This window comes from Acinetobacter sp. YH12132, from assembly GCF_013418645.1.
GTDB lineage: Bacteria > Pseudomonadota > Gammaproteobacteria > Pseudomonadales > Moraxellaceae > Acinetobacter > Acinetobacter indicus.
Genome location: NZ_VPBR01000001.1, coordinates 222,324 through 244,060 on the forward strand (window position 1 = coordinate 222,324; position 21,737 = coordinate 244,060).

22 protein-coding genes are annotated in these 21,737 nt (G+C 47.0%); 5 read left to right on the top strand and 17 right to left on the bottom strand.

The window, feature by feature from the left end:
* Positions 1-14 precede the first annotated feature (14 nt).
* From cxpE to FTU67_RS01055, 4 genes are all read left to right on the top strand, one after another.
* Positions 15-1,238: a chloramphenicol efflux transporter CxpE gene (gene cxpE, locus FTU67_RS01040; protein ID WP_005176578.1), complete on the top strand. Its 1,224-nt coding sequence runs from the start codon at positions 15-17 to the stop codon at positions 1,236-1,238.
* A gap of 18 nt (positions 1,239-1,256) precedes the next feature.
* A complete protein-coding gene (gene hda / locus FTU67_RS01045; RefSeq protein WP_180006700.1) occupies positions 1,257-1,961 on the top strand; it encodes a DnaA regulatory inactivator Hda in 705 nt (234 codons plus the stop codon).
* A gap of 120 nt (positions 1,962-2,081) precedes the next feature.
* Positions 2,082-3,890: a rhombotarget A gene (rbtA, locus tag FTU67_RS01050; protein ID WP_168406943.1), complete on the top strand. Its 1,809-nt coding sequence runs from the start codon at positions 2,082-2,084 to the stop codon at positions 3,888-3,890.
* Positions 3,891-3,905: 15 nt separating this feature from the next.
* Positions 3,906-6,338 (top strand): CSLREA domain-containing protein, encoded by a 2,433-nt coding sequence (locus FTU67_RS01055; RefSeq protein WP_160243425.1) that lies wholly within the window; start codon positions 3,906-3,908, stop codon positions 6,336-6,338.
* An 84-nt stretch (positions 6,339-6,422) separates the two neighbouring features.
* Here FTU67_RS01055 and FTU67_RS01060 read toward each other — a convergent pair whose 3' ends face one another.
* From FTU67_RS01060 to FTU67_RS01080, 5 genes are all read right to left on the bottom strand, one after another.
* A complete protein-coding gene (locus FTU67_RS01060) occupies positions 6,423-6,821 on the bottom strand; it encodes a DUF3106 domain-containing protein (RefSeq protein WP_005176585.1) in 399 nt (132 codons plus the stop codon).
* Complete coding sequence (locus FTU67_RS01065) at positions 6,811-7,131, bottom strand: hypothetical protein (RefSeq protein ID WP_016660007.1); 321 nt, start codon at positions 7,129-7,131, stop codon at positions 6,811-6,813. Before FTU67_RS01065 ends, FTU67_RS01060 begins: the two co-directional genes overlap by 11 nt.
* Positions 7,128-7,742 (bottom strand): RNA polymerase sigma factor, encoded by a 615-nt coding sequence (locus FTU67_RS01070; protein ID WP_005176588.1) that lies wholly within the window; start codon positions 7,740-7,742, stop codon positions 7,128-7,130. Before FTU67_RS01070 ends, FTU67_RS01065 begins: the two co-directional genes overlap by 4 nt.
* 159 nt (positions 7,743-7,901) lie before the next feature.
* The gene (locus FTU67_RS01075) at positions 7,902-8,678 is read right to left on the bottom strand and encodes an RNA methyltransferase (protein ID WP_168369657.1); all 777 of its coding nucleotides are present in this window, start codon (positions 8,676-8,678) and stop codon (positions 7,902-7,904) included.
* Positions 8,679-8,729: 51 nt separating this feature from the next.
* Complete coding sequence (locus FTU67_RS01080) at positions 8,730-9,704, bottom strand: class 1 fructose-bisphosphatase (RefSeq protein WP_075167770.1); 975 nt, start codon at positions 9,702-9,704, stop codon at positions 8,730-8,732.
* 188 nt (positions 9,705-9,892) lie between these two features.
* On the opposite strand from FTU67_RS01080, the gene FTU67_RS01085 reads away from it, so the two are divergent.
* Positions 9,893-10,090 carry an NF038105 family protein gene (locus tag FTU67_RS01085; RefSeq protein WP_005176594.1) on the top strand — a complete coding sequence of 66 codons (198 nt, stop codon included), beginning with the start codon at positions 9,893-9,895 and terminating at the stop codon, positions 10,088-10,090.
* An 89-nt stretch (positions 10,091-10,179) separates the two neighbouring features.
* Here the strand turns inward: FTU67_RS01085 and pal are convergent, their stop codons facing one another.
* The 12 genes from pal to FTU67_RS01140 all read right to left on the bottom strand — a co-directional run bounded on the left by pal (position 10,180) and on the right by FTU67_RS01140 (position 21,494).
* The gene (gene pal, locus FTU67_RS01090; RefSeq protein ID WP_005176597.1) at positions 10,180-10,749 is read right to left on the bottom strand and encodes a peptidoglycan-associated lipoprotein Pal; all 570 of its coding nucleotides are present in this window, start codon (positions 10,747-10,749) and stop codon (positions 10,180-10,182) included.
* 35 nt (positions 10,750-10,784) lie between these two features.
* The gene (gene tolB, locus FTU67_RS01095) at positions 10,785-12,068 is read right to left on the bottom strand and encodes a Tol-Pal system beta propeller repeat protein TolB (RefSeq protein WP_373366853.1); all 1,284 of its coding nucleotides are present in this window, start codon (positions 12,066-12,068) and stop codon (positions 10,785-10,787) included.
* Positions 12,069-12,267: 199 nt separating this feature from the next.
* Positions 12,268-13,452, bottom strand: a complete 1,185-nt coding sequence (tolA, locus tag FTU67_RS01100; protein ID WP_168408364.1) for a cell envelope integrity protein TolA — start codon at positions 13,450-13,452, stop codon at positions 12,268-12,270.
* Between the two features lie 3 nt (positions 13,453-13,455).
* Positions 13,456-13,908, bottom strand: coding sequence for a protein TolR (gene tolR, locus FTU67_RS01105; RefSeq protein ID WP_005176606.1), 453 nt, complete (start codon positions 13,906-13,908; stop codon positions 13,456-13,458).
* A complete protein-coding gene (tolQ, locus tag FTU67_RS01110; protein WP_005176608.1) occupies positions 13,908-14,606 on the bottom strand; it encodes a protein TolQ in 699 nt (232 codons plus the stop codon). The genes tolR and tolQ overlap by 1 nt, the downstream gene beginning before the upstream one ends.
* A 22-nt stretch (positions 14,607-14,628) precedes the next feature.
* The gene (gene ybgC / locus FTU67_RS01115; RefSeq protein ID WP_005176609.1) at positions 14,629-15,042 is read right to left on the bottom strand and encodes a tol-pal system-associated acyl-CoA thioesterase; all 414 of its coding nucleotides are present in this window, start codon (positions 15,040-15,042) and stop codon (positions 14,629-14,631) included.
* 308 nt (positions 15,043-15,350) lie between these two features.
* The gene (locus tag FTU67_RS01120) at positions 15,351-16,001 is read right to left on the bottom strand and encodes a hypothetical protein (RefSeq protein WP_180006699.1); all 651 of its coding nucleotides are present in this window, start codon (positions 15,999-16,001) and stop codon (positions 15,351-15,353) included.
* An 83-nt stretch (positions 16,002-16,084) separates the two neighbouring features.
* Entirely contained in the window at positions 16,085-17,086 is a 1,002-nt protein-coding gene (gene ruvB, locus FTU67_RS01125; protein ID WP_005176611.1) for a Holliday junction branch migration DNA helicase RuvB, read from the bottom strand.
* 298 nt (positions 17,087-17,384) lie between these two features.
* Positions 17,385-17,987, bottom strand: a complete 603-nt coding sequence (ruvA, locus tag FTU67_RS01130) for a Holliday junction branch migration protein RuvA (RefSeq protein WP_180036433.1) — start codon at positions 17,985-17,987, stop codon at positions 17,385-17,387.
* Between the two features lie 188 nt (positions 17,988-18,175).
* Positions 18,176-19,516 carry a deoxyguanosinetriphosphate triphosphohydrolase gene (locus tag FTU67_RS01135; RefSeq protein WP_005176613.1) on the bottom strand — a complete coding sequence of 447 codons (1,341 nt, stop codon included), beginning with the start codon at positions 19,514-19,516 and terminating at the stop codon, positions 18,176-18,178.
* A 197-nt stretch (positions 19,517-19,713) separates the two neighbouring features.
* Positions 19,714-19,845, bottom strand: coding sequence for a putative transporter small subunit (locus tag FTU67_RS14140; protein ID WP_005176614.1), 132 nt, complete (start codon positions 19,843-19,845; stop codon positions 19,714-19,716).
* A gap of 11 nt (positions 19,846-19,856) precedes the next feature.
* Positions 19,857-21,494: a sodium:solute symporter family protein gene (locus tag FTU67_RS01140; RefSeq protein ID WP_005176615.1), complete on the bottom strand. Its 1,638-nt coding sequence runs from the start codon at positions 21,492-21,494 to the stop codon at positions 19,857-19,859.
* Positions 21,495-21,737 lie beyond the last annotated feature (243 nt).

Genomic DNA, 21,737 nt, shown 5'->3' on the forward strand with positions numbered 1-21,737 from the left:
AAAGGCGAGATTCTATGGCAGATCGTACTTTACGTCGCATTTTTATCCTTGCCGGGATAGCTTTAATTTTTTGGATTTTATATTTACTCAAGCCGGTCGTTATTCCATTTATTGTCGCCTTTCTTGTGGCTTATCTGTTCAGTCCGCTGGTTGATACTTTATATCGGGTCGGGGTGCCGCGCTGGTTATCCATCAGCATCGTTTTTGTCGGAATCGGGATTCTACTGACCGTGGCAGTCTGGTACATCATTCCGCTGGTCTGGAAACAGCTGATGATTGCCCGCGACAGTATTCCGGTCGGAATTAACTGGATCAATACCACCTTTTTGCCTTGGATTTCTGAAACCTTTAATGTCGATGAGATGGAAATTGATACCACGCATATGTCAACCATTATCATGGACTATGTGCAGACCAATTACAGCGCCGACAGCATTCAGGCCATGATTTTACGGGTGGCGCAGTCCGGTCTGAACTTTATCCAGATTGGCGGGACCATTGTTTTAATTCCAATTATTGCCTTCTATTTTCTGCTCGACTGGGACCGTATGCTGGACAGTCTGCGCCGTTTAATTCCACGTCCGTATGAGCGCAGCACCCTGCATATTGTGAATGAATGCCATAACGTATTAGGCGCGTTTGTCAAAGGTCAGTTCCTGGTGATGATCCTCCTAGGTGTGGTCTATGCCACCGGTCTGCAACTGATTGGTCTGGACGTTGGCCTGATTATCGGGATGGTGGCAGGTCTGGCCAGTATCATCCCATATTTAGGTTTTGCGGTCGGGATTATTGCTGCGGTCATTGCCACCTTATTGCAGTTCGGTATCGACTGGATGCAACTGTTCTTGGTGCTGGTGGTGTTTATGATTGGTCAGGCGGTAGAAGGCTACGTGCTGCAACCGTTTTTACTGGGCGATAAAATTGGACTGTCACCGGTAGCAGTGGTATTTGCTGTACTGGCTGGTGCGCAACTGGCCGGTTTCCTCGGGATGTTAATTGCCTTGCCGGTTGCCGCGGTAATTGTGGTCTTGCTGCGTCATGCCCGGGATTGCTATGAACGCAGTCAGTGGTATGGACAGTCGACGGCTATCATTCATCATGACCAGCAAACGGGCAGTATCAGCATAGAAACTGATCAGGTGGATGTCGATATTGATCTTGAGAAAGATCAGACAAAGCCACTGCAACAGACTGAAAAATCGAGTAAGATGAATCCTCTTGATCCTAAAGATGTTTAACGAAGGCCTATTCTGTATATGCGTCAACTGCAGCTTGATATAGAACCTCAACTCGATGCCCGAATCAGTGATTTTTCTGGTCCGGGCTGGGGCCATGTAATTGACGCAGTGCGCCAGTTGCATGCGGGGCTGGTTAACCGTTTTTATGTTTATGGCGGTGCGGGTACCGGCAAAAGCCATCTGCTTTCGGCGATTTGCGATTCTTATCTGGAAATTGGCAAATCCGCGATTAAAGTCTCTTTGCTGGAACTTCTGGATGCCCCGACCGAAGCCATTACCTCTTTAGATCATTTTGATCTGGTCTGTCTGGATGATATTGAGGCGATTAGCGGCGTGCCGCATTGGCAGCGCGCGGTATTTCATTTAATCAATTACAGCAATGAAATGGGCGGGCAATTGGTGTTTTCATCACGTTTTGCCCCGATTGAACTGAAACTGGAATTGCCCGATTTACAGTCCCGTTTAACTCAGGCTGTGAGTGTGAAAGTGCCGACCGGCAGCCTGTTTGCCGACCGTCAGGCTTTGGTAACTTCGGTGCTGCAACGTAAAGGTATTCAGATTGATCAGCAGATTATTGACTACTTGCTGTTACATGGTCCGCAGCAGACTTCAATGCTGTTACAAAGCCTGCAACAACTGATTCAGCTGCTAAAAGGCGAAAAAATCAAACTGAGCGGTGCGAATTTGCGTCAGATCTACGCATTAATTGACGAATATCGGTAAAATACAAAAAAACTTGAGTAATTACTCTAGCTATGACAAATTACACTCAAAATAAGTCTTAGTTGCAAGGAAGCTGCAACTTAAAAATAAAAATGAATAAATAGGTTAAGGAGTAAGCTTATGCTCAAGCGGAGCATCGGCATTGGTATGCTGTTTATTGCGGGACATGCTTATAGTAGCAATATTGTTGTCACCATCACTGAAGATATTCAAGCCAATGATAAAGAATGTTCACTGCGCGAAGCAGTCGAGTATATTAATTTGGGGTTGCCGGAAGAAGGCCATAATGGCTGCGGTGGCGAAAATTCCTCCAATGTCATTCTGTTAGAAAAACACGCCGTTTATAAACTTAATCAGCAGTTAAAAATCACCCAACCCTTAAGCATTAAAACCACCTATGACACCGGCCTGAAAGAAAACAATATCAAAGGCCTGAACAATGCCATTATCGAAATGGCCGGTAATGAACGTATTTTTCATATTGAAAGTAGTGATGATAAACGTATTCAGGTCAACCTGAGCGAAGTCAGTCTGCAAGGCTGTGGCAGCGACAGTTGCCGTCCCAATCAGGGCGGCCTGATTCTGAACCATGAATACCTGGTGCTGGATTATGTCAAGCTGAGTCAGGGCCGAGCCAACCAGGGCGGTGCCATCTATAATCTGGCTGAAGTGGGAGAGAATATCGCGCCAGCCTTTATTGAAATTAAAAACAGTTTAATCCAGCACAACCATGCCACCGAGGGTGGCGCCATCTATAGCCGACTGCCAAGCTTCCGGATTTATGCAGCGGTGTTTAGCGACAACAAAACCAGCGATCTGGCATCTGCCAACCTATACACCCAGTTACCTACAGAAGATGTCGAAAATCTCAAGCTGCTGGCCGCTGCCAATACCATCAGCAGTACGACCTTTAACCGCAATGAAGGCTATGTGCTGAACCTGAGAGACAATATCGGGGTCAATAACGTCACTTTAATGGGCAATAGCGCAGGGGTACGTTTAGAAGCCCCGGCAGGAAAAGGCTATATTGCCAACAGTATTCTGCTGGCCAATCCACATCCTGTGACGGCGCAGTCTGCTAACTGTAGCAAAGAGGCAGCCGATCAAAGCGTGCTGCAAAACAATCTGGTCTCTGAAGAATGTGGAACGGGCGATGCCAATTACCCGAACCAGATCTGGCAGGGTAGCCATATTTTTAGCGGGAATATCCTGGAAGGCGCCTGTAAGGTGCTGAGTGAAGATGAGGACGCATTATTCTGCCCGTATCAGGTTAAAGAAGAACAGTTCCTGGGCTATATTCGCCCACGTATTTTACTGAATTACCAGACCCTGGCTGATTCTCCAATCGTCAACAAAGGCTATGCACAAGTGGGCACCACTGAGCAGGTTACTTGTGCCTCGGCAGATCAGCGCGGGGTGAACCGAGCTTCGGATAATACCTTGTGTGACCGTGGTGCAATTGAAATTACCGTACCTGATGCCTCAGGTCTCATTGGTCGGGATATTCTGGCCGGTGAAATTGCCGAAATGTCGGTCAGTGATTTAATTGGTGATAGTGATCTGGTACCAGCCGAGTTCTGTGATAGCCTGTTTAGCAGCAATCCGACCGGGAAAGCCTGGCAAGCCGGCTGTGTGCAGATTGAGCAGACCCAGACCAGTTCCAAGGGTCAACTGACGATTGATGAGCAGGGCAAGATTATTTATACCCCGGATTCTGCCTGGCATGGCGCAGATGTTTTTAAAATTAAACTGGTGACCAGCAGTACACGTTTTAACACCACCAAACCGTATGTGGAAATTCGTGTACAAGTGATTCAGGCACCTGAAAACCACATGGACAGTGACAAAATTAAAACATCTGGCGGAGCAGTGGCTGGCTATGGCGTGCTCATGTTGATGTTACTGGCAGCTTGGCGCCGTAAAAAATAAAAACAGGGAAAGGGAATGAAAAATTATAAAAAAGCACTCTTGGGAGTCATGATTGTCAGTGCCATGTCATTAATGGCCGCAGAAGACCGTACTATTTATGTCACCACATTTGCCGATGAAAATGGTGAAAACCCGGATAAATGTTCGCTACGTGAAGCCTTGGTGGCGGCCAAACAGAACAAAGCATTTGGGGGCTGTAGTGTCGGCAATACCAACTATATTGCAGTGGACTATATCCGTCTGCAAGCGGGTGAATACAAGTTAAATGCTGAATTACGCCCGCAATCCAATGTGCGGATTATGGGGGCGACACCGCTTGATTACAGCAAGAAAGATCCTATCACCCACCGTTATCCGGCGCTGATACCACATCAGACCATTATTAACGGCCAGGGGTTGCATCGTATTGTTAATACGCTCGACAGTCAGGCCAATGTCATGTTTGACGATCTGACCCTTAAAAATGGCTATAGCGATGGGCTGGGCGGGGCTTTACTGGTTGCCGGACCGTTGACCTTGACCAATACCGCAATTCTGGATTCGCAGGCAGCGCGGGGTGGTGCACTGTATATTGCTGCCCATAATCAGGAACAGCCAATTACGGTGGTGAATAGCCTGATTCAGGGGAACAGCGCCAGTGTCGGCAGTGTGCTGGCGATGGACTGTACGGCAAATCTGGCAGATACCCAGGCCAATATCACCATTCAGCAAAGCAGTGTCATTCAAAATGGCAACAGCAACAGCCTGAGTAGCTTTGATTTTTGTGGCAAGCCGCGTCTGACTTTAACCAATACCACAGTGGCTAAAAATAAAGCGAACTTAACGCAGGGGCATATTTTTAACCTGGCCAATGGCCCGGAGCACCGCCTCAGTACGCAATCGGTCTTCAGTTTAAATAACAATACCATTGTCGAAAATGAGGCCGCCAGCACCTTCTATTATGATGATTCAGGCATCAAAGTATTAAGATTTAATGTGCTGGCATTTAATACCGGAAAATCATGCCGTTATGCGTTGAATAATGGCAATTTAACCGAGCGGCAACCGAATATCAGCTCATCACGCAATGCGCTAATTTTCCCGAATGCACAAAGTGTAGAGCAGGGGGTATGTGACCTGCCGGAAACGCTCGCGAGCACAGAAGAAAACTCAATGAGCTCGGTGAATTTAAGTGGCAAGCAGTTAAGTGATGTGCTCTATCCAATGCAGCCGGCTTCAGCCTATAACTTATTCCTGCCGTTATATTATCCAAAAAATCTGGACAATGATGCGGACCTGGTCAATGTCGAAGGATTTGGCTGTGAAGTGTCAGATCAGCGTGGTTTACAGCGTGTGACTGATGGCACCCTGATTTTAGATCCAGAACAGAAAAACAGCTGTGAAATTGGTTCGGTTGAACTCATGCGTATGACCGCAGCAGATATTGTCAATCTGAAAAACGTGTCGCATGTGACCTTGTTTGACAGCTATCAGCAGGAGATTGACCGTTTAAAAGCGCTGGTTCAGGCACCAGAGAAAAATAAAGAGCTGTTGGCCCAACATCAGGCAGATCTGCAAAACTATGAAAATTTACTTAAATTTTCCAAGCAAAAACAGAAGTATCGGACTATTTATATCGATCCATTTGCACTGGCCCTCAAGCATGATGAACCAAATGCCGATGGTAGCGTGGCACAATTGCTGGAACTAAAACCGGAACACTTTAATATCAGTACAGAAGTCTATGGTATTGGCGGTGGTTTAGAAGATGTGGCCTTTGACCGCAGTAAACTGCTGCATGATCCAAACCTGAAATGCGAATGGGATGCCGATGTAAAACGGATTCTGTTCTATCGGGTCGATGATCAGGTGACCCAGAATATTGATTCTGCCTATTGTGCCTATACCATTACGTCGGTGACGGATCCAACTGTTCAGTCGAGTGGTTTGCTTGAAGCAAAATTCATGAACATCAAACCGATTGCCAAAGCCGACCGCTACACCATTGAATATGGTTCGGATTTGAAAATTAATGTTAATCCGCTGGAAAATGACAGTGATGATGGCGATGGACCTGTCAATACACTGCTGTCTGGACAAAATAAACCGGCCTTTTATACCGATAGCAATGGACTTGAATTGCCAATCCGTTTAACCAATGTGCCTTCAAGTGTACTGGTCACGGCAGACCGGAGTGGTCCATGTCCAGGGGATTATGTGCGTGAAACTTGTTATGGCGGAAACCTGCAGATTCAGGTGCGTAACAGCTATAGCCCGTTTGATTATGAGCTGAAATACACGGTATTTGATGCTGAACAGGAGCTGTCTAATGAGGCGACCATCAGCCTGATCAATACCGCGAAAAACAGCAATACTGAAGGAAGCGGTGGTGGAAGTCTAGGGCTTGCTGGATTATTTGGTTTATTGGGCATGGCGGTATATCGTGTACGCCGTCAGTTTAAGTCCTAAATCATGAATTCAGTGAGTGTAAAAAAGCCTCTTTCAAGAGGCTTTTTTATGGACCAGCATTGGGTTGATGCTTGGCTTAACCGCTTAGTATTCCGTCGGCGTGATATATTTATTGATATATTCTTCACGAATCAGTACGCGTTCTTCAGGCGTGGCCTTCTGCATTCTTTGGCCCAGTTCCTTGCGTTCCTGGGTACTCATTTTTTGCCAGGTTTCACGCATTTTCTGCTTTTCTGCATCGGGTAGCTGAATAAACCAGTCCATACGCTGTTGCAAAGAAGCACTTTTATCGGACGGCAGTTCTTTTAAATTCTGATAACGTTTGATTAAGGCCAATTGTTCTTCATCTGAGAGGGTTTCCCAGCTTTCAACAATTTTTGTGTCTGCATCTTTGGAGAAAATCCAGAAACGCTCAAAGCCAGCAAAGCTGGTTTGCAAAAAGCCCAGCGCACAGAAGGCGAATGCTAAACGTTTAGCTGCCATGTTGAACTTTATCCTCACCCAGCACCAATAACATTTCTAGATCTTCCATCATTTGCGGTGAAAGTTTTGGCGTAGCCACCACCTGATTTTGCGGTTGTGCGGTCATTTCTACCGAATTTGGTAAAATGACGAACCCTGCAATGGCAGCCGCAAGTGCAAAACCGGACATTTTCCACAGGCCATAGCGTGATGTCTGCTGGTCCTGAATCTGATCCAGAACATGATTCATCACCACAGCTTTGTCTTTGTGGTGGTGGGCGAGTCCATCAAGTTTGGAAGTCACTTGTTTTAAGAAATCATCTTGTTTCATTCGGATGATCCTCCCAGATATGGATTCATATGTGCCAGGGTCTGGCGTAAAGCCTGAATAGCACGATGATAATGGGTTTTTACACTGCCTTCAGAACAATTCATAATCTGGGCAGTGGTCTGAGTATCGAACCCTTCCCAGGCCCGCAGCATAAACGCTTGTTGCTGACGCACCGGAAGTTTGGCGATTGCCTCCTGAATTTCTTCAGCAGTCATGGCTTGGTCCAAAAACTCAGCAGGATTGAGTGCACGTTCATCGACCAGATCATTTTGTTCGACATCATCGTCATCCAGGCTGACTTTGCGGAAAAATGAAAAGGGTTGTGCACGACGGGCTTCTTTACGTCGCCAGTCCTGTAATTTGTTATTTAAAATGGTGTAGAACAGCGGATACCACTCATCTGTGCTTTTATCGGCATAGGATTTGTGCAGGGAAATAAAGGCTTCCTGAACCAGATCCATCGCGATGCCATGCTGTCCCTGAGTGGCACTTTCCATCATCACTAAGGCGCGCCCGGTGACCTCGTGCATAAAAGTTTTCAGGCGTTGTTCAGCCGTACTCTTCAGAGTACTCAAACTTTCAGGTTGAGACTTTTTGGGTGCTAAATCCATAGAGATGGAAAATCCTGTCATTGGATACCCACCATTATTTTTAACTTCATGGCACTATTAACGTTAAGAATAATGGTTCGGTTGACATTACAAGTTATTATTTTTCTAGTGTAATCTATTTTTTTAATAGGGCCAGCCTATTTAATATAAATTAACGTATTAGAGTCGTTGACGTACCATTTCAAAGAAACAGACTGAACCGGCAATCGCGACATTTAAAGATTCCTGTCCGCCCGGTTGTGGAATGGTAACGGCTTCGGCATGTGCTAGTGCGTAATCCGATACACCTTGACCTTCATTACCGAGAATCCATACGCATGGCTGGCTTAAGTCTTTGGCATACAGGCTGGTGGAACGGTGTGAGCTGGTGACATAGACCGGAATTTTAAACTGTTCCAGAATCTCCTCGAGCTGGATATTTTCAAAGGTCTGCAAAGAAAAATGCGCACCCATCCCGGCACGTAATACCCGTGGTGACCATAACGAGGCGGAGCCTTTGGTGCAGACAATTTGCTGGATGCCGGCTGCAGCAGCCGAGCGTAGCAGGGTGCCGACATTGCCAGGGTCCTGGACATTTTCCAAGATTAAGGTATCGGCCTGATAGTCAAGCGCCTGACTGGAACTTGGCAAATCGACAATAGCCAGACAGGCAAGGGTGGTGCCCAAGGTACTTAAATCTTTATATAAAGACTCGCCAATTACAAACACCGTACCCTGATACTGGTCCAGAATATCGTTCAGATCAGGATGTTTCAGGGCATTTTCGGTGGTGAAAATCGCGTTAATTTTCCGGTTTTGTTCTAACCATGCCAGACAAAGGTGCGAACCTTCAAGCACAGTCTGACCTTGTTTTTTACGGTAGCTGTTTTGTTCAATCAAGCCACGTAGGTGCTTAATTTTAGGATTATCTTTCGATTCGAGAAATAAGGTAGGCATGGAGAACATCCACACCTGTGAGCACAGACCCACAGGTGTTATCAGAAAAAATTAAGCGTGGTAGCCAGTAACAAGATCAACTTCGTTTTTAGAACCAATGATCACTGGTACACGTTGATGCAGATCGGTCGGTTCAATTTCCAGAATACGTACACGACCTGTTGTCGACGCACCGCCGGCTTGTTCCATGAGCATACTCATCGGGTTGGCTTCATACATTAAACGTAAACGGCCAGCTTTTTTCGGATCTTTCAGGTCATATGGATACATGAAAATCCCGCTACGGCACAGAATACGGTGAATATCACCCACCATACAGGCTACCCAGCGCATATTGAAGTCTTTTTCACGTGGACCGGTTTTACCTGCTAGCAGTTCATCAATATAACGTTGAACGGGTGCTTCCCAATGACGCTGGTTAGAGGCATTAATTGCATATTCTTTGGTGTCGGCTGCCACCTGGATATTTTCCGAAGTCAGCAGGAATTCCTGAGTTTCCGGGTCAAAGGTAAAGAACACTACACCTGCACCGACGGTTAAGGCCATCATGGTTGATGGGCCATACAGTACATAACCGGCAGCAACCTGGTGAACACCGGCCTGCATGAAATCAGCTGCTTGCGTGACGGCATTTTTTGCCGGAAGAATCGAGAAAATGGTGCCGACACACATATTGATGTCGATGTTGCTTGAACCATCTAGCGGATCGAACAGCACTAAATATTGGCCATTTTCCTGTGCCGGAGTGAATTCATCCAGTTCTTCTGAGGCTAAACCGCCGACATTAGGATGTTTCTGTAAAGCATCAATCAGGTAATCATTGGAAATGACATCGAGTTTCTTTTGCTCTTCGCCTTGCACGTTCTCATTTTGTGCACTGCCCAGAACCCCAGCCAAGGCGCCTTTTTGTAAAGCCTGATCAATAGTTTTGCAGGTATTGGCAATGGTCTCAATCACCTGTGCAAGTTCAGGGGTTAAATTTCCGCTTTGTTGTTGTAGAAATTGGGACAGGGTGCGATAAGACATAATAGGAAAACTCCGAATAAGAATCGATCGGGCATGATCAAAAAAGCTTTGTCCGATATTTTAGATGAGAACAGCTTAAAAGAAAAATTAAACTCAACTATTTGACGTGATTTTGCCCTTGCAAGTCTGCTAGAAAGTGCTATGTTGATGTGAAGGAACAGAATCAACCAGTATATAGGAGCACACATATGACAACGTTAAAGTTTGATGCGACTCCAACCCCAAGCGAAGGCATTAGTTTAGATGAAATTAGCGCCGACAAGGTCAAAGAGGCCTGGAAGGGGTATGAAGCAAAACCAGAGTACAAGAAATTTAACAAGCACGACATGATTGAGTCGATGCAACCCGCCAAAGATGAAGAAGATGCACAGGCAGATGCACCTTAAATAGAATTTGGCTCAGCTCTTGTGTTTGAGTATTAAAAAAGCGCCCGATGGAGCGCTTTTTTATATTGAGCAACTCTGCTCAATGATGCTTAACGCAGTAAAGGAGGTACCGCTTCGTAGTTGATTTCAACACGGCGGTTTTCTTTCCAGGCACTTTCATCATGACCTGGGTTAACCGGCATTTCTTTACCATAGCTGACCGGTTCCAATTGACCCGGATTCACGCCTGTGGTGACCAGGAAGCTTTCAACCGCTTTGGCACGACGCTCACCAAGGGCCATGTTGTATTCACGGGTACCACGTTCATCGGTATGACCTGTAAGCGCGACTTTCGAGTTGGCATTGGCCATCAGGAATTGTGCATGTGCCTGTAGGGTTTGTAGGTCTTCATTCGACAGTTCGCTGCTGTCATAGTCAAAGTGCACCACACGTTTTGCCAAGAATGCTTTATTGGCTTCAGTTACACCTTTGGCAGATGCACCGGCCAGGTTTTGTGCATTCAAGGCTGCATCATCACTTAAGCCTTGTGTATTGACCGTGGTTGAAGAGGTCGGTGTTTGTCCTGCTTGAACATCGGTTGCAGGCTTACGGTTGGCACAGCCAGTCATCACCAGCGCTGAGGCCAGTACAGGCAATACAAATAATTTTACTGCGTTCATTTTCATCTCCATGAAACTTGGTTGTTCAGTTGCTCTTATTTTGGTGCCCAAGCCGGTTCACGCACTTCACCTTGTTCACTTGGCAAATTCATACGGAAACGACCATCTAAAGACATAATGGACAGCAGGCCACGCGCACCTTCACGGGTTGCATAGACCACCATCTGTCCATTTGGTGAGAAGCTTGGAGATTCATCCAGGCTGGTTGGGGTGAGGATATTGGTAATGCCGGTATTAATGTCCTGAATCGCAACTTTATAATTGCTGCCACTTGGACGATGAACCAGCGCCAGTTTTTTACCATCGGCACTTAAAGTACCACGCGCATTAAATGCGCCGCGGAAGGTCAGACGTTTGCTGCTGCCCGTGTTCAGGTCATAGCGATAGATTTGCACTGAGCCGCCACGATCTGAAGTAAAAATAAACGATTTACCATCGGGTGCGTAGCGTGCTTCTGTATCAATGGCGCTGTCATTGGTCATGCGCTTGAGTTGACGCGTGCCCAGATCCATCTCGTAAATTTCCGGATTGCCGTGCATTGAAGCAGTAAACAGCATGCGTGAACCATCTGGAGAGAAGCTTGGTGCGCCATTTAAGCCACGGAAGCTGGCCAGTTTTTCACGTGAACCGGTAGATAAATCCTGAACATAAATCGCAGGGCGTTTGGTTTCAAAGGACACGTAGGCAATTTTCTTGGCATCTGGCGTCCAGGCCGGCGACAAGATTGGATCGCGTGAAGTCAGAATGGTTCTTGGCTGTTCACCATCGGTGTCGGCAATTTGCAGGGTATAGCGCTGCTCCGGAGTGGCCGGATTCCGCAAGACATAGGCAATACGACCACTGAAATCGCCTTTAATACCGGTCAGTGCTTCATAGATGGTGTCACTGATCATGTGCGCAGCCTGACGGGTACGTGAAGCCGGTACAGTCAGTAATTCGTTTAATAAATACTGCTGCTTTTGCACATCATACAGCTGATAGTGAATTTCAAAGCCACCATCTGCGGTTGGCTTGCTGGTACCAGTCACCACATAAGGTACACCGGCGGCCTGCCAGGCAGCGGCATTAGGACTATTATTTGCTGCACTTGCCGGCAAGTTTTTTGATGAGCTGGTGAATTTGCCGGAACGGTTCAGGTCATTTTCAACAATCGGGTAAATGCTTTGATCATTACTAAACGGAATGATGGCAATTTTCGGGGCTTCTGCAGGTGCTTTGGCAATTTCCAGATGTAGCTGGGCATGGGTTTGAGAGACCATTATTGGACCCAAAGCGGTAAAAATTGCCAAGTAAAGTAGATGTTTAGGCTTCATTTCCATCATTCGCTATTTACTCAAAACATAATTCTTGTTGATGTGATTGTTCTACATAATGCCATGCTTATTTGAGATTTAAAGCAGAGAATTATGACCAAACTGTTATAACACTGTGAAAAGTGAATAAAATTTTGTCGCTTGTTGTGCAGTGTAACTGAAAAATAACAGGCCATCCCGGCTTTTGACAGGATGGCGAGTCAGCTTATTTGGCAGTAAAGCTGGAGGTAAAACTGCGTGCTTCACGGCGTGCATCCGGGTCCGAAGGCATTGGATAGGGTGCAGCGGCACGTACCGCGGCCTCGACACTGGCTTTCATGTCCGGATCACTGGAGTTCACAATCACCGAGGCTACCGAACCGCTGTCGGTCAGCGTAACCCGTGCCGTGGCAGTTTTGCCAGAAGAGCCGACCGGAATATCCCAGGCCCGACGGATCTTGTTTTCAAAATCGCGTTTGGCTGTAGAGGCAATCCGTTTGGCTTCAGCTTTCTTTTGTGCCGCTTCTTCAGCCGCCTGTTTGGCCGCCGAAGCTTTGGCTTCTGCTTCAGCGCGGGCTTTGGCCTCTGCATCCGCTTTTGCTTTCGCAGCTGCATCGGCTTTGGCTTTTTCAGCTGCTTCGGCTTTGCGTTTGGCCTCCGCTTCAGCCTTGGCTTTGGCTGCTGCTTCTGCTTTGGCCTTATTCGCAGCCTCGGCTTTGCGTTTGGCTTCAGCATCGGCTTTGCGTTTCGCCTCTGCATCTGCCTTCGCCTTGGCTGCCGCATCCGCCTTGGCCTTATCTGCCGCTTCGGCTTTACGTTTGGCTTCCGCTTCCGCCTTACGACGTGCATCAAGTTTGGCTTTTTCTGCTGCTTCTGCCTTACGCAGGGCTTCAGCTTCGCTGCGGCGTTTGGCTTCTGCCTCGGCTTTGGCCTGTGCAGTGGCCTTGGCTTTTTCAGCGGCTTGGGCTTTACGTTCAGCTTCAGCCTTGGCGCGCTGGGCCTGTTGTGCCTGTAATTTTTCTGCTTCCGCCTGCGCACGAGCCTCTAGGCGTTTTTGCTGTTCGGCCTGTTGCTGTGCGGCAGTATTGCTTGGTTGTGCTTTGGCCGGTTCTGGCTGAGGCACAGCTGGTGGTGCGACCGGAATTACCGGAGCGTCTTCAACCGGAGTCGCGGTTTGCTGAATCTCGGCTGCTACATTTTTATGTGCGGTCTCAGCAAACTCGGTTTCTTCACGAGTAACTGGGGGTAAATCTTCCGGTTTAATCAGCACGGTCCGAATCTGTTTGGGTGGCTCCGGTGGCTGGCTCATGCCCAGATAAAGTAAACCCACCACGGCAATGACATGCACGCCGAGCGTGAAGCCAATGGCCAGTGCTTTTTGCTGAAACGGTGGTTTTTGCAATCTTTTCATCATTTACTTTAATGGCTCAGTCAGTAAGCCAACTTGAGTTAAACCGGCGTCCTGAAGGCTGCTCATCAGGGCCATGACTTCGCCATACGCACGAGATTTTTCACCTTCAATCACCACATGCAGTTCTTTATTTTCTGCTTGCGCCTGTTGCTGTGCTTCACTTAATACGGCAGTCAGTTCACTGAGTGTTAGCGGCTGACTGGAGTTTTGGGCTTTGTATTTCAGAAAATACTGGCCGTCTTTGTCCAGACTGACCACAGCTGGCGCATCTTTGGATTCAATCGGATTGCCATTGGCCTGCGGCAAATCGACATTGATGCCGCTGGTAATCATTGGGGCAGTGACCATAAAAATGACCAGCAGCACCAACATCACGTCGATGTAAGGCACCACGTTCATATCACTTTTTAAGGGCTTTTTAATACGCTCGAAGCGTCCGGAACGTTGAATGGCCATTAGTCATGTTCCCGTGCTGAACCCAAAGACTGACGTTGTAATAAGGCCACCATTTCTTCAGCAAACAAGGCACGGTCTGAATAGAGGCTTTCACCTTTGGCGGTGTAATGGTTAAAGGCCAGGACTGCTGGAATTGCGGCAAATAAACCAATTGCGGTGGCAATCAGCGCTTCGGCAATCCCCGGTGCAACGGTAGCCAGTGTTACCTGATCGACATCGGCCAGGCCAATAAAGGCATTCATAATGCCCCACACGGTTCCAAATAAACCAATATACGGTGCCACAGAGCCAATGCTGGCCAGCGCGCCTAAGCCTTGTTCAAGTTGGCCTTGGTCACGGCTTAAACCGACACGTAAAATACGTTCGGTACCTTCCAGACTTTGTGCAGTCGGGGCATGACGTTTTTTCAATTTGAGAAATTCACCCAGACCCTGATAGAAAATATCTTCCAGGCCGGTGCGTTTGGAATTGAGTTGGGCGTTGTTATATAGCGTATTTAATTCAGCACCAGACCAGAAGATTTTCTGGAAATGATCATCATCAGCCTGGGCTTTTTTATAACTGAGATGTAACTTGGCGATCAGATACCAACTATACAAGGAGGCCAGTAACAGCACCAACATGACCAGTTGTACCACAGGGCTTGCCTGCAAAATAAGATCAGAGACTTGTAGAGATGATTCTAATTGTGTTGCCATAGTTACGTAGTGCCATAAGTTTTTAGTCTTGGTCCTGTCCTAGCTCTTTTAGAATCAGGCCACGAATTTCATCCGGAAGGCGACGTGGACGCATTTCAGAACTTAAACATGCCAATTCCACCTCACCAGAAGCAAGCATGATTTCACCACGATAAATATTTTGTTGCAATACAAATGACGTTGCTTTACACGAAACAACACTTGCTGTAACAGTAATCAGATCATCCATTAAGATTGGACGCATATATTTGACATTAATTTTATGCACGACAAAGTTATAGTCGTTTTGATGCCAATAATGATCGACGCCGGAAGCACGCAGCCATTCGGTCCGGGTGCGCTCCATGAAACGAATATGATTGGCATGGTATACAATCCCGCCTGCATCGGTGTCTTCCATATAGATACGAATTTGAAATTCAAATTTATTCGCCATGATACTGTTCCATTACAATTTTCAGTTTTGGTCTGGAAGGGCCGTACAGAACTGGATTGAAGTTGTCTGAGGTTCTGTCAAATGCCCGACTGGGTTGGCTTTGCAGTTTAGCATAATGACTTTTTGCTCCTATGGCACAAGGTGTCAAATCCAGTGGCAAAGGTATAAAGAATGTAGAGCCGAGATTGGATATTTATCGTTCGGTACAGGTTGAATTAGGTGAATTGACACGTGATTTATGCCTTTTTTTGCCATGCCGCCTGTGCTTGGTCATTGGCAATTTTGATAGCACTGTTGCCAGTGCGGTTTTAGGCACTGTCCGGATGACTGAGGTACAGCCGTTCCACCGCATAATCACGTAGATGCAAGGCAAAATAGCTGCTGATCACGAAAGTTCGCTCAAACTGCTGCGGCTGTTTATTGGCAAAATATTGTCGTAGCTGGAGTAAGCCATACCAGATCATACTAAGAAAGAATGCCGCCACAGATAAGACAATTCCTACAGCGTCTTGCAGCAGATAACTACCAATTCCGCCCAGCACGGCCAGTAACGTCAGAATCAGGGCAAGCTTCTGTTTCGGTTTTACTGAAGTGGATGGTTGGGTATAGGTTTCAATAAAGGGTTTAAGTTCTTCGGAAAAATACAGGCTAATCCAGTGGATGGCGCATAGCTGATCAAAATGGATGGCGTCGATAGACCAGTGCCCATGCCGATGCAGGTCGATCTGTTCAATGCCAGCTTGATCTGCATCAATGATTTTGCCGCGTTCATTTTTAAAATCGAAGCTCAGCCAGTGACTGAGATCGCCTTGCAAAAGCTGGTTCAGATAGTTCAGTTCAGATTCACTGAAAAACTGGAATGGTTTGCCATAAGGTAGGGGGCGGATTGGCTGCAATTGCTCTATCAGCTCATCAAAATGCTGCTGAAGGTGTTGAATTAGTTGTTGTTCGGTCATCATTATTGTTGTTCGAGTATGTATTCAAGTTGTTATTTATCAAAGACCTTCATTACCTCACAGGCAATGAAGGTCCGGGATGGTTGTTATTTGGGTTCCGGCGGGGTCATGCCAAACTGTAAATAAGCCATATTGGTGGCAATCCGGCCACGTGCGGTACGCATCACATAACCTTGCTGAATCAGATAAGGCTCAATCACATCTTCCAAGGTGCCTGAATCTTCCGCCATGGCTGCGGCCAGTGCTTCAACCCCGGCAGGTCCGCCATCAAAACGTTCCAGTAACATTGACAGATAGCGACGGTCTAAGGTGTCCAGGCCATCTTTATCGACATTGAGCATATCCAGAGCGCGCTGGGCCATTGCATGGGTGACTTCGCCGGTGCCTTTGACCTGGGCATAGTCACGTACCCGGCGCAACAAGCGGTTGGCAATACGCGGTGTGCCGCGGGAACGGCGGGCAATTTCTGCCGCGCCTTCTTCGGTCATCGGGACATCCATTAAACTGGCAGAACGTTTTACGATATGGGTCAGATCTTCCACCGAGTAGAATTCTAAACGCTGCACAATCCCGAAACGGTCACGCAGCGGCGAAGTGAGCAGACCGGCCCGCGTGGTGGCGGCGACCAGAGTAAATGCCGGCAAGTCCAGTTTGATCGAACGCGCTGCCGGGCCTTCACCAATCATGATGTCCAGCTGGTAATCTTCCATCGCCGGATAGAGGATTTCTTCAATCACTGGTGACAGGCGATGAATTTCATCAATAAACAGTACATCACCTTCTTCAAGGTTGGTCAGCATGGCTGCCAAGTCACCGGCACGTTCCAGCACAGGCCCCGAAGTCGATTTCAGGTTGCCGCCCATTTCACGGGCAATAATATTGGCCAGGGTGGTTTTACCTAAGCCCGGTGGGCCGAAAATCAGGGTGTGATCGAGGGCTTCGCCGCGGCCGCGCGCTGCACCAATAAAGATTTCCATTTGTTCACGCACCACCGGTTGACCGATGTAGTCATCGAGGGAGGTGGGGCGGATGGCGCGATCAATTTGATCTTCGGGTTTTTCAGAACCACTGATAAGACGGTCTTGCATATATTATGTAAACTTCAGGTAAATACAGTTTAATGGGTCAGACGTCAAAAGCGCTTTTTGACGGATGTTCCAAGAAAATTAAATTTCGGGAATAACCTGTGGTTGGCCTTACCTTGCGAAATATATTTCTCATTCGGCAAAAAGTAAGCAAAACCATCGTCATTCGCAAAACTCGTCAAAAGATGATTCGTCTCGACTATATCGCAGAAACATTTTTGTGCAAATGCTTCCTGCCTCAAACAGTTGCGAATGACATTTTCGCGTATCTCATGCTGGCCTTGAGGCAAGATAGAGCTATCTATTTGTTCATCGACTTTAATGCTGCCCGGATAATGTCGCTGGCTTCGGTGAAGTCGCCTTTGGCAGCACTAACCAGTTTCTGTGCTTCAGCCGGTTTATAACCTAAAGATTGTAAAGCTGCTTCGGCTTCGGCCACGGCAGAGTTGCCCATAAACTGGATTTGTGCGCTGCTGGTGTTGCTTGGCGTATTGCCGGCAGCCATGGCTTTAAAGCGGTCACGCAGTTCAATCATCAGTCGTTCAGCGGTTTTTTTGCCGACACCCGGTACTTTGACCAAGGTATTCACATCTTCATGTTCAACCGTGTGAATCAGCATATCGACGCTTAAAGTCGACAGAATGCCGAGTGCCATTTTTGGACCAACCCCGTTGACCTTTAATAAAGTACGGAAAATGGTTTTTTCCTGCGCATCCAGAAAACCATATAGCAGTTGTGCATCTTCACGGACTGCTAAATGGGTCCATAAGGTGACTTTCTGGCCTTTTTGTAATTGGCAAAATGTAGACAGCGGTGTATCGACTTCATAGCCCACACCATTGACATTTAATAAGACCGTAGGGGCTTCGAGGGCAAACACCTCACCAATCAGACATCCAATCATTCGGTTTATTCACTTCTATTCGGTTAAATTTTTCAGTTCCGAGCCTGTCGTCTGCATCTTGAAGTCATCCACTTTTCTGTGATGCTCTGCGATATACAGCCGATGGGCCGGGGTGTTGCACAAGCAATGTCAGCACGCGCAAAAGTATAAAGCAGTTTTGGAGGTTCTCCCAAAACGGCAGGCTGTACTTAAAAGAATCCGGCTTTATTGCCTTGTAATTCCTGCGCCAGGTTATACGCCTGATGATCCGAGAATTTTGAGATAATATCCAGCACCTGCATGATATTGTCATAGTGATCTGGACCAAAATGGGCACCGGAACGCTGCAAAATCGCCATCAGCCGCTGCTCTTTAAAGCTTAAGGTTTTATGCGGTGTGGTCAGCGGAATAAAGGCATCCAGAATACTTTGCAGGCTCTGATGGGCAATAATTTCCAGACCGGCTTTTTGCGGATGTTCAAAAATTTTATCACGCGCCAGTTCTTTGGCCCGGTTAATGCCAATTTCAATATCGGCCGAGCAATATTGCAGTAAGGTCCCTTTCAGCTGGCCCGAAAGAATTTGGTCATGCTGCTTGGCAAAGGCACTGGTGACTTCATCGACCAGACGTTTCATCACCCGGCCACGTAGCGCGGCAATTTTCTGCTGCCAGGTGGTGCTGTCCAAAGACAGTTCTTCCGGCATGCCATAATCGCCAATCAGGTTCAGGAAAATCGGCTCGACTTCATCATAGCTGAGCATGTTCAGGATAATGCCATCTTCCAGATCAATCAGCGCATAGCAGATGTCATCTGCGGCTTCGAGTAAATAGGTCAGCGGATGGCGGCAATAACGATAAGGTCCGATTTCAATCAGGCCGAGCTGTTCGGCAATCTGTTTCAGAATGTCTTTTTCTGCCTGATAGCAACCGAATTTGGCGCGCTGACTGGCCGGACGATTGCCCTGCGAGGCCATGGTTTTCGACAGCCACGGATATTTTAAATAGGCACCCAAGGTGGCATAGGTCAGACGCATGCCGCCATCATGCGGATGATAGTCAATTTTGGTCAGCAGGCGCAGGCCTTGGGCATTGCCTTCAAACTGGCGTACATCGGCTTCCTGTTCCGGACTTAGGTCCTTTAAAAAGTCGGTATGCGAGGCATCATCAAACCATTCACGAATGGCATATTCACCGGCATGACCAAAAGGCGGATTGCCAATATCATGCGCCAGACAGGCAGCCTGAATAATCGCGCCGACATCGGCCGGGGTAATCCACGGAGGCAGTTGATCCTTGATTTTTTCTGCTGCCAGCATCCCCAGTGAACGGCCAATACAGGACACTTCCAGCGAATGGGTCAGGCGGGTATGAATACCATCATGTTGGGTAAGCGGATGGACCTGGGTTTTGCGGTTCAGCTGCCGGAAACTCTGCGAGAAAATAATACGGTCATAATCTTTATGAAACGGGCTACGCGCCTGTTCAGTACTTTGCTTTTTACTACCAATCCGAACTGTCGAAAGCAGTTCTAACCAACGCATCTGTGTCATTTATCATTATTCAATTATTTACTGCTTTGCATCATGCCAAAAAACCAAGCCCAGTACTAGAGTGAGGCGACATGAATTGTCATGGGAATGAAAAGCAGAAAAAATCTTGCTCCTCAATATAGACAAGTGATTCAAACAATATGAAACGGCCATAAAAAACAGGCCAAATGAGCCTGCTTTTTCATGAAGAGTTAAAATTACACCAGCCCTTCACCAGTTTCCTTGGCTTGTTGTGCATCTTTATAGACATTCAAGCAAATTGTGAACAAGACCAGGCTTGCGATCAACGGCCAAAAAAGTACATATAGGGTCAATAATTGACTAGTCATCTGAAATCTCCTTATTTACTTTTCTCAGATAGCTGGTGAAATTCAATCACCATCTTGTTGATTTGTTTAAAATCAAATCGTTCTTTACTGTAGACCAAGGTCAGAACAGTACAGACCAGAGCACTACTGCCATAAGCAGTCAGTGAACTTAATAAGGTGCCGTATTCACGCAAGAAGCCGATGGTCCATGGCATGAAGCCAATACTGGCCAAGATACCCACCACCAAACCGACTTTTTTGCCGAAGAAACCAAAGGTCATCAGACCCAGCACCACACCAATACCCAGGGTTGCAAGTAGCTCAAAGCCAAGCGCAATCAAGCCCTGGATTGGAATCCATTCAAAACGGACAATCAGGAAGCTGACGAAGGCGAGCCCGACCGACCAGTTAAAGGCACGAGAATTCACTTTGTCCCAATACAGGCTGACAATTACCGGAAATACAATAGACCCCCAAAGTGCACCCACAAAAATCAGCATTGATAAAATGTCAAATTTTAAAGTGGCGATAATGATCCCAAGCATGGTGGCGACAATCATGGTTATACGACCAATAAACAGCATTTTCTTGGGATTAGGTTGGTTTTTGGCAATCTGTTTTCCATAAATGTCAGTCATCACAATCGCAGATAACGCAGACAGATCCGAGTCAGCCGTTGAAGACAGCGCACCGATCACCATGATAAATAACAGGGCCACCATAAATGGAGAGAGATACGTCGCTGCCATTTGTGGAATCAGGTTATTCAAGTTGCCATCAATCGGTTGAATTCCGGCAAACAAGGCCAGTAAGCCGAGCATCCCCAACCCGATCACAATCGCGGCATAACCAATCGTCGCCGTAATAAAACTGGGTTTAATCAAGTCTTCCCGTACCGCAAATAAACGCTGGGCAATGGTCTGGTTACCGATGGCATACGCCAGGACTGCGACGAAGAAAGGCGCACCTTGTTCTAGAAATGCAGTTTTAGAGAAGAAATCGAGCTGTTCAGGCTGCAGGTTGTGAATACCCGTTTGAAACAGGGACGGTCCGCCCAAAGTGAAGAACAGCGTTGGGATAATGATCACCGCCGCCACGATCATCGCCACCAGCTGGCCAAAATCGGTAAATACAGAGGAACGGAAGCCAGACCAGAGGGTATAAGACAGCACACCAATCCCGGTGATCAAGACGCCATGTACAAAGCTTAGGGGAGATAAAATTTCGACCAAGGCACCTGCTGCAGTAAAATTCACCATCAAACTGATGACACTTCCCACAATATTGGAACCTGCCAAAATCATCTGGCTCTGGTTGCCATGGCGGGCATGCATAATTTCTGCCAGCGTATGTGCATTGGGTGCCAACTCACGAAAGCGCTTACCAAAAGGATAAATAAACAAAATCATCAGCGCGCCCCAGAGGCCGTAGTGCAAGGCACCGGAAACGCCGTATTTATAACCTGAAGAGGCAGCTGCATAGAATGACGCTGCCCAAATCCAAGTTGCGGTCATGCTGGCCGCAGACATACCAAAGCCAATAGAACCATTCGAGACCATATAGCCATCGACATTTTCATTTTTTTGTTTAATACGTAACGACAGTACAAAGGTAATGCCGTAAAAAAGCACCATCAATAGTACAGTGGTTGTACTAGTGAATTGAAACATAATTACTCCTTAAGCGAGGCACCTTTATTTTAAAAAACAAATCTTTTGGTGACGGACTAAGGCTCTAAAACAGGCAGAGCATAAAGCTGCAGAAAATGAGAAATCTGGTGTTTAAATATCTAGCCGATATTTGATCCACAGCATATATTTGATCCACAGCATAAAAAGATGTACGTAGGTGAGTCCAAAAATGGACCTTGCCTCAGCAATTGAGCTAGAGCTTAACATAAAACCATCAAATTT

Bases quoted from the DNA above. Each gene is read 5' to 3' on its own strand.
- cxpE (WP_005176578.1), top strand. From the start codon at position 15: ATGGCAGATCGTACTTTACGTCGCATTTTTATCCTTGCCGGGATAGCT.
- hda (WP_180006700.1), top strand. From the start codon at position 1,257: ATGCGTCAACTGCAGCTTGATATAGAACCTCAACTCGATGCCCGAATC.
- rbtA (WP_168406943.1), top strand. From the start codon at position 2,082: ATGCTCAAGCGGAGCATCGGCATTGGTATGCTGTTTATTGCGGGACAT.
- FTU67_RS01055 (WP_160243425.1), top strand. From the start codon at position 3,906: ATGAAAAATTATAAAAAAGCACTCTTGGGAGTCATGATTGTCAGTGCC.
- FTU67_RS01060 (WP_005176585.1), bottom strand. From the start codon at position 6,821: ATGGCAGCTAAACGTTTAGCATTCGCCTTCTGTGCGCTGGGCTTTTTG.
- FTU67_RS01065 (WP_016660007.1), bottom strand. From the start codon at position 7,131: ATGAAACAAGATGATTTCTTAAAACAAGTGACTTCCAAACTTGATGGA.
- FTU67_RS01070 (WP_005176588.1), bottom strand. From the start codon at position 7,742: ATGGATTTAGCACCCAAAAAGTCTCAACCTGAAAGTTTGAGTACTCTG.
- FTU67_RS01075 (WP_168369657.1), bottom strand. From the start codon at position 8,678: ATGCCTACCTTATTTCTCGAATCGAAAGATAATCCTAAAATTAAGCAC.
- FTU67_RS01080 (WP_075167770.1), bottom strand. From the start codon at position 9,704: ATGTCTTATCGCACCCTGTCCCAATTTCTACAACAACAAAGCGGAAAT.
- FTU67_RS01085 (WP_005176594.1), top strand. From the start codon at position 9,893: ATGACAACGTTAAAGTTTGATGCGACTCCAACCCCAAGCGAAGGCATT.
- pal (WP_005176597.1), bottom strand. From the start codon at position 10,749: ATGAACGCAGTAAAATTATTTGTATTGCCTGTACTGGCCTCAGCGCTG.
- tolB (WP_373366853.1), bottom strand. From the start codon at position 12,068: ATGGAAATGAAGCCTAAACATCTACTTTACTTGGCAATTTTTACCGCT.
- tolA (WP_168408364.1), bottom strand. From the start codon at position 13,452: ATGAAAAGATTGCAAAAACCACCGTTTCAGCAAAAAGCACTGGCCATT.
- tolR (WP_005176606.1), bottom strand. From the start codon at position 13,908: ATGGCCATTCAACGTTCCGGACGCTTCGAGCGTATTAAAAAGCCCTTA.
- tolQ (WP_005176608.1), bottom strand. From the start codon at position 14,606: ATGGCAACACAATTAGAATCATCTCTACAAGTCTCTGATCTTATTTTG.
- ybgC (WP_005176609.1), bottom strand. From the start codon at position 15,042: ATGGCGAATAAATTTGAATTTCAAATTCGTATCTATATGGAAGACACC.
- FTU67_RS01120 (WP_180006699.1), bottom strand. From the start codon at position 16,001: ATGATGACCGAACAACAACTAATTCAACACCTTCAGCAGCATTTTGAT.
- ruvB (WP_005176611.1), bottom strand. From the start codon at position 17,086: ATGCAAGACCGTCTTATCAGTGGTTCTGAAAAACCCGAAGATCAAATT.
- ruvA (WP_180036433.1), bottom strand. From the start codon at position 17,987: ATGATTGGATGTCTGATTGGTGAGGTGTTTGCCCTCGAAGCCCCTACG.
- FTU67_RS01135 (WP_005176613.1), bottom strand. From the start codon at position 19,516: ATGACACAGATGCGTTGGTTAGAACTGCTTTCGACAGTTCGGATTGGT.
- FTU67_RS14140 (WP_005176614.1), bottom strand. From the start codon at position 19,845: ATGACTAGTCAATTATTGACCCTATATGTACTTTTTTGGCCGTTGATC.
- FTU67_RS01140 (WP_005176615.1), bottom strand. From the start codon at position 21,494: ATGTTTCAATTCACTAGTACAACCACTGTACTATTGATGGTGCTTTTT.